The sequence below is a fragment of the Streptomyces sp. TRM64462 genome (assembly GCF_013362995.1).
Classification (GTDB): domain Bacteria; phylum Actinomycetota; class Actinomycetes; order Streptomycetales; family Streptomycetaceae; genus Streptomyces.
The window spans coordinates 23,506-30,651 of sequence record NZ_JABWDV010000304.1; the positions used below are offsets into that span (position 1 = coordinate 23,506).

Consider the following 7,146-nt stretch of genomic DNA (forward strand, 5'->3'; position numbering starts at 1 on the left):
CGCCCGCCGTCAGTCCACCGCACGAGAAGGGGGCCCGAGCGTGACACTCCTGGAGAACATCAGGGCACCGCGCGACCTCACGGCACTGACACGTGAGGAACTCGACCAGCTCGCCGGGGAGATCCGGGACTTCCTGATCCCCGCCGTCGCCAGGACCGGCGGCCACCTCGGCCCCAATCTCGGCGTGGTCGAGCTGACCATCGCCCTGCACCGCGTCTTCGACTCGCCACGGGACCGGATCCTGTGGGACACGGGCCACCAGTCGTACGTGCACAAACTGCTCACCGGGCGTCAGGACTTCTCCGGACTCCGCGCCGGGGGCGGCCTGTCCGGCTACCCGGCGCGCGCCGAGTCCGAGCACGACGTCATCGAGAACTCGCACGCCTCCACCGTCCTGGGCTGGGCCGACGGCCTCGCCAAGGCCAACGAGATCCTCGGCAGGGACGACCACGTCGTCGCCGTCGTCGGCGACGGGGCCCTCACCGGCGGCATGGCGTGGGAGGCGCTGAACAACATCGCGGACGCCAAGGACCGCCCGCTCGTCATCGTCGTCAACGACAACGGGCGCTCCTACGCCCCGACCATCGGCGGACTCGCCGGGCATCTGGCGACGCTGCGCACCACGGACGGCTACGAGCGGTTCCTGGCCTGGGGCAAGGACGTACTCGGCCGCACCCCGGTCGTCGGGAGGCCGCTGTACGGCTCGCTGCACGGGGCGAAGAAGGGCCTGAAGGACTTCATCGCCCCGCAGGGCCTGTTCGAGGACCTCGGTCTGAAGTACGTCGGTCCCGTCGACGGCCATGACATCGCCGCGGTCGAGTCGGCGCTGCACCGCGCCAAGCGGTTCAGCGGGCCCGTCCTGGTGCACTGCCTCACCGAGAAGGGCCGCGGCTACCGGCCCGCCCTGGAGGACGAGGCCGACCGCTTCCACACGGTCGGCGCCATGGACCCGCTCACGTGCGCCCCGCTGGGCCCGGCCGCCGGGCCCTCCTGGACGTCGGTCTTCGGGGACGCCCTCGCGGAGCTCGGCGCCGAACGCCCCGACGTGGTCGCACTGACGGCCGCGATGCTCCACCCGACGGGCCTGACGCGGTTCGCTGAGCGGTTCCCCGACCGGGTGTGGGACGTCGGGATCGCGGAGCAGCACGCCGCCGTCTGCGCGGCGGGGCTCGCCACCGGCGGGCTCCACCCGGTCGTCGCCGTCTACGCCACGTTCCTCAACCGGGCCTTCGACCAGGTGCTGATGGACGTGGCGCTGCACGGGTGCGGTGTCACCTTCGTACTGGACCGGGCCGGTGTGACGGGCGTGGACGGGCCGTCGCACAACGGCATGTGGGACCTGTCGGTCCTCCAGGTCGTGCCCGGGCTGCGGATCGCCGCGCCGCGCGACGCCGCGCAGTTGCGCGCCCAGTTGCGCGAGGCGGTCGACGTGGCGGACGCGCCGACCGTGCTGCGGTTCCCGAAGGAGGCCGTGGGGCCGCCGGTGCCGGCGCTCGGCCGCGCCGGCGGCATGGACGTGCTGCACGAGCCGGGCGACGCCGACGGCATGCCGGACGTGCTGCTGGTGGCGGTCGGCGTCATGGCGCCGGTGTGCGTCCGCGCGGCCCGGCTGCTGGCGGAGCGCGGCATCGGCTGCACCGTGGTCGACCCGCGCTGGGTCAAGCCCGTCGATGAGGCCCTGGCACCGCTCGCCGCCCGGCACCGGCTGGTGGCCGTGGTCGAGGACAACGTCCGCGCGGGCGGCGTCGGCGCGGCGACCGGGCAGGCCCTGCGGGACGCCGGAGTGGACGTGCCGCTGCGCACGTTCGGCATTCCGGAGCGGTTCCTGGGCCACGCCAAGCGCGGTGAGGTGCTGGCCGACATCGGCCTCACGCCCGCCTCCGTCGCGGCCGGCGTCATGGCGGCCCTGCACCCGCGGACGGCCACCCTCCAGGCCCCGGCCCATGCTCCCGCCCCTCAGGAGTCCGTCCCGCAGGACCCGACCGCCAAGGACCCCACCGCGCAGGACACCACCGCGCAGGACCCCACCGCGCCCGCGGAGCACGTGCCGCGGCCCGCCGACGAGCCGCGCGGCGCGGCGCGTGACGACGTACGGAACGGAGTGCGGAGCGACGTATGAGCGACGAGTTCGACCTGGGCAAGCTGCTCGCCGACCGCGGCGCGGAGCGCTACGAGCTGCACGCCCGCCACCTCAACCACCAGTTGCCCCGCATGCTCCACACCATCGGCTTCGACAAGATGTACGAGCGGGCCCAGGGCGCCTACTTCTGGGACGCCGAGGGCAACGACTACCTCGACATGCTGGCCGGGTTCGGCGTCATGGGCCTCGGCCGGCACCACCCCGTCGTCCGCCGGGCCCTGCACGACGTCCTGGACGCCGGGCTGCCGGACCTCACCCGCTTCGACTGCGCGCCGCTGCCCGGCCTGCTCGCCGAGCGGCTGCTCGCCCACTCGCCGCACCTGGACCGGGTGTTCTTCGGCAACAGCGGTACGGAGGCCGTCGAGACCGCCCTGAAGTTCGCCCGGTACGCCACGGGCAAGCCGCGCGTCGTGTACTGCGCGCACGCCTTCCACGGGCTGACCACCGGCTCCCTGTCCGTCAACGGCGAGGCAGGCTTCCGCGACGGCTTCGACCCGCTGCTGCCCGACACCGCCATCGCACTCGGGGACCTCGACGCCCTGGAGCGCGAGCTGCGGCGCGGCGACGTGGCCGCGTTCATCGTGGAGCCCATCCAGGGCAAGGGCGTCCAGGAGGCCCCGCCCGGCTTCCTGCGCGCCGCGCAGGAGCTGCTGCACAAGCGCGGCGCCCTGCTCATCGCGGACGAGGTGCAGACCGGCCTCGGCCGCACCGGGGCCTTCTACGGCTACCAGCACGAGGACGGCGTCGAACCCGACCTCGTCTGCGTAGCCAAGGCACTGTCCGGCGGCTACGTCCCGGTGGGCGCCACGCTCGGCAAGGACTGGATCTTCAAGAAGGTCTACTCGTCGATGGACCGGGTCCTCGTCCACTCCGCCAGCTTCGGCTCAAACGCCCAGGCCATGGCGGCCGGTCTGGCCGTACTCGCCGTGATGGACGGCGAGGGCGTCGTGGCCAACGCCCGCCGCACCGGGGAGCTGCTGAAGTCGCGGCTGGCCGCGCTCACCGACCGCTACGAGATGCTCCACGACGTACGAGGCCGGGGCCTCATGGTCGGGATCGAGTTCGGCAGGCCCTCGTCACTGGGGCTGCGCAGCCGCTGGACGATGCTCCAGGCGGCCCGCAAGGGCCTGTTCGCGCAGATGGTCGTGGTGCCCCTGCTCCAGCAGCACCGCATCCTCACCCAGGTCTCCGGCGACCGGCTCGAGGTGATCAAGCTGATTCCGCCGCTCGTCATCGGGGAGGCGGAGGTCGACCGCTTCGTCGACGCGTTCACCGCCGTCATGGACGAGGCGCACAGCGGCGGCGGCCTGATCTGGGACTTCGGGCGTACCCTCGTCAAACAGGCCATGGCCAACCGCTGAGCCCCACCCCTGAGCCGCACCCCTGAGCCGCACCCCTGAGCCGCACCCCCGGACCGGGTCAGCCGTCCAGGAGCCGGGCCCGCAGCCGCTCCCGCGTCGGGGCGGCGAGCTTCAGTCCCTCGGTGAGGTACCGCTCGGTCGACCCCCAGGTCTCCTCGATCGTCGCGTACGCCGTCTCCAGGTACTCGGAGCGGGCGGTGAACAGCGGATCGAGCAGCTCCAGCACCTCGGGGGACATCCCGGCGGGCGAGGAGTCGCTGCGGTGGACCTTGTACCGGCCGCGCGGGTCGTTCGACTTGAGGTAGTCCTCCTCGATCGCGTCGCGCTCCACACCCACCGCGAGCAGCACCACCGCGATCGACAGACCGGCGCGGTCCTTGCCCGCCGCGCAGTGCATCAGCGCCGGCATGCTGTCCTCGGCGAGGGCGTGCACCACACGGCTGTGCTCGGCGGTGCGCTCGGTCATGATGCTCCGGTACGCGTAGCGCATCCGCGCCGCCGCCTTGCCGTCGCCCAGCAGGTCCCGCAGCTGGTCCAGGTCGCCGTCGCGGACCATCTGCCAGAACTCGGCCCCGTCGGCCGGGTCCGTGAGCGGGATGTTCACGTTCCGTACGCCGGGCAGCTCGACGTCCGGGCCCTCCAGCGCCTGGTCGGCGGCGTTGCGGAAGTCGAAGACGGTGTGCAGGCCGAGGCCTGCCAGGAACGCCGCGTCGTCGTCGGTCGCGTGCGCGAGGTGACCGCTGCGGTAGAGCAGGCCGTGCCGCACCCGGCGGCCGTCCCCGGCCGGCAGCCCGCCCACGTCGCGGAAGTTGCGCACTCCGGTGAGCGGGGGCTCGGTGGTCGGCGGGACGTCCGGGAGCTGCTGCGTCACGGGGGCTCCTCCGTGTCTGCCGTCGGCGACGGCCGCCGACGAGGTCGCGGATCTGACGATACGACATCGCTGCCCCGGGCAAATATGTCCCTGCGGCTCGCACATCCGTAGCCCCACCCGGCCCCGGGTCGTTGCCCTGCCCCTGGCCAGACCCTCATGATGTGCGGAACTGTCGAGAGATGCGCGAATCTGTGACACGAATCGGGGAGTCTGGATGATCGAGACGGTGGGCGACGGGCGGACCTGGCTTCTCTCCGGCCCGTCCAGCAGCTACGCCCTACACCTCGCGGACGGCGACACGCTGCTCCACCTCCACTGGGGCCCGCGGCTCACCGCCGCCGACGCCGAGGCCCTCGCGGACCGGCCGCCCGCCCCGTACCGGCCCTTCGAGTCACCGCTCGACGGCCACGAGGAGTACCCCGTCGAAGGCGGCCCCCGCTTCGTACGCCCCGCCCTCTCCGTCCGTACCGTCGGCGTACGCGGCACCGAGTGGCGCTTCGACACCGCCACCACCGACGCCGACGCCGGCGAACTCCGCCTCCGCTTCCTCGACGGCCCCCTCGCCCTCACCCTCCACTACCGGATGCGCGACGACACCGACGTCGTCGAACGGTGGATCACCGCCGAGCACCGCGGCCCGGAGGGCGCGCCGCCCGTCGAGCTGCTCCGCGCCGACGCCGCCACCTGGACCCTGCCGCTCCGCGACGCCTGGCGGCTCTCGCAGCTGCACGGCCGCTGGGCCGCCGAGACCCGCCTCGTCCGCGCCCCCCTCACGTACGGCGAGAAGGTCATCGGCAGCCGCCGCGGCCACACCGGGCACCAGCACCTGCCCTGGGTGGCCCTCGACGCCGAGGGCGCCACCGAGGAGTACGGCGAGGTGTACGGCTGCGCCCTCGCCTGGTCCGGGTCGTGGCGGATCTCCGTCCACCGGCTGCCCGACGGGCTCGTCCAGATCACCGGCGGCGCCGGCCACGACGACTCCGGGCTCGTCCGGCTCGCACCGGGGGACGCGTACGTGTCCCCCGTCTTCGCCGCACTGTGGAGCGACGGCGGCTTCGGCGGTGCCAGCCGCGCCTGGCACGCCTGGCAGCTCGCCCATGTGATCCCCGGCGCGGCCGACACGCGGCCGGTGCTCTACAACTCCTGGGAGGCGACGGAGTTCGCCATCTCGGAGGAGCAGCAGCGCGAGCTGGCGCGGCGCGCGGCCGGTATGGGGATCGAGCTGTTCGTGGTCGACGACGGCTGGTTCGGGCGGCGCACCAGCGACCGGGCGGGCCTCGGCGACTGGACCCCGAACCCCGACCGCTTCCCGCGCGGCCTGAAGCCCCTCGCCGACGAGGTGCACGCCCTCGGCATGCGGTTCGGCATCTGGGTCGAGCCCGAGATGGTCAACCCCGACAGCGACCTCTACCGCGCCCATCCCGACTGGGTGCAGCACCAGCCGGGCCGCACCCGCACCGAGTTCCGCCACCAGCTCGTGCTCAACCTCGCGCGGGCCGACGTCCAGGAGTACCTCTGGGAACAGCTCGACGGCCTCCTGTCGTCCGCGCCGATCGACTACGTCAAATGGGACTTCAACCGCTGCTTCACCGACGCCGGCTGGCCCGGCGACCCGTACCCGCAGCGCCTGTGGACCGAGCACGTGCACGCCCTGTACGGCCTGCTGGACCGGCTGCGCGCCGCGCACCCCGGGGTCGCCTTCGAGTCGTGCTCGGGCGGCGGCGGACGCGTCGACCTCGGCATCCTGGCCCGCACCGACCAGGTGTGGACCTCCGACAACACCGACCCCCTCGACCGGCTCGCCATCCAGCACGGCTTCAGCCAGCTCCACCCGGCCCGCGTCATGGCCGCCTGGGTCACGGACAGCCCCAACACCCAGCTCAACGGGCGGATCAGCAGCCTCCGATTCCGCTTCGTCAGCGCCATGGCGGGAGTGCTCGGGGTCGGCGGGGACCTCACCCGGTGGACCGACGAGGAGCGGGACGAGGCCCGCGGGTGGGTGGCCCTCTACAAAGAGATCCGCCCCGTGGTGCAGCTCGGGGAGCTGTACCGGCTGCGTCCCCCGGAGGGCGGGCTCAGCGCCGTCCAGTACGTACGGGGCGACGACACCGTCGTGCTCGCCTGGCTCCAGGCCCAGCATCACGGGGAGCCGCCCGCTCCGCTGCGGCTGCGCGGGATCGACCCGGCGGCGGTGTACGCGTGCCGGGACACCGGCGCCCGCCATCGGGGTTCTGTCCTGATTCACCATGGTTTGCCCACCGGGCTGCGGGGCGACCTCGATGCCACGGTCATCCGCTTGCGCCGCTGTTGAGCCTCTCATTACCTAGTGAGGCTTCTGTCCGTATTGCGGGAGTAAGGCGTAACGTGCCCCGGTAGCAAGGGAGATGGGGTCCGGCGCGTGAGCAGCGTCATAAAAGTGACGGACCGTGGCCGCTTGCCGGTGCCAAAAACCCTGCCCGGTACGGGAATGCATGATCCGCAATCCACGGAGGGTGACCGGAATTCTCCGGCGAATTACCCGAGCTGAATGCACGACGGAAACCATGCGCTTGTTCCCGCCGTCCTCACTCGTTTACGGTCCCGTCCAGCCGGGCGGACCGCCGAATCCTGCCACCGCCCGGAATTCGCACCCACCCACGTGTGGCAGGAGCGGGGGAACCAGGTAGTTCGCCGGACGGGAATTCCCGGACGGCTCGGGGTGAAGCCGCGCCAACAGCGCGGCCGGGCAGCTCCAGCCCGAACCCGACAGCTCACCTCGCAGGCGCCGGAGAGGA

4 protein-coding genes and 1 riboswitch are annotated in these 7,146 nt (G+C 72.7%); of the genes, 3 read left to right on the top strand and 1 reads right to left on the bottom strand.

Translation table 11 applies throughout. The annotated features are described in order from the left end of the window. The first annotated feature begins 40 nt into the window (after positions 1-40). Positions 41-2,119, top strand: coding sequence for a 1-deoxy-D-xylulose-5-phosphate synthase (dxs, locus tag HTZ82_RS14845; protein ID WP_175409847.1), 2,079 nt, complete (start codon positions 41-43; stop codon positions 2,117-2,119). Beyond that, positions 2,116-3,501 carry an aspartate aminotransferase family protein gene (locus HTZ82_RS14850; protein ID WP_175409848.1) on the top strand — a complete coding sequence of 462 codons (1,386 nt, stop codon included), beginning with the start codon at positions 2,116-2,118 and terminating at the stop codon, positions 3,499-3,501. Before dxs ends, HTZ82_RS14850 begins: the two co-directional genes overlap by 4 nt. 58 nt (positions 3,502-3,559) lie before the next feature. On the opposite strand, the gene HTZ82_RS14855 is transcribed toward HTZ82_RS14850, so the two are convergent. Continuing rightward, positions 3,560-4,372, bottom strand: coding sequence for a tyrosine-protein phosphatase (locus HTZ82_RS14855; RefSeq protein ID WP_175409849.1), 813 nt, complete (start codon positions 4,370-4,372; stop codon positions 3,560-3,562). A gap of 214 nt (positions 4,373-4,586) precedes the next feature. Between HTZ82_RS14855 and HTZ82_RS14860 the strand changes: the two genes are divergently transcribed. Further along, a complete protein-coding gene (locus HTZ82_RS14860; RefSeq protein ID WP_175409850.1) occupies positions 4,587-6,683 on the top strand; it encodes an alpha-galactosidase in 2,097 nt (698 codons plus the stop codon). A gap of 287 nt (positions 6,684-6,970) precedes the next feature. Continuing rightward, a riboswitch (cyclic di-AMP (ydaO/yuaA leader) is annotated at positions 6,971-7,144 on the top strand. Positions 7,145-7,146: the final 2 nt, after the last annotated feature.

What these genes read in the sequence shown, in the direction of transcription:
- HTZ82_RS14850 (WP_175409848.1), top strand. Translation starts at nt 2,116, where the DNA reads ATGAGCGACGAGTTCGACCTGGGCAAGCTGCTCGCCGACCGCGGCGCG.
- HTZ82_RS14860 (WP_175409850.1), top strand. Translation starts at nt 4,587, where the DNA reads ATGATCGAGACGGTGGGCGACGGGCGGACCTGGCTTCTCTCCGGCCCG.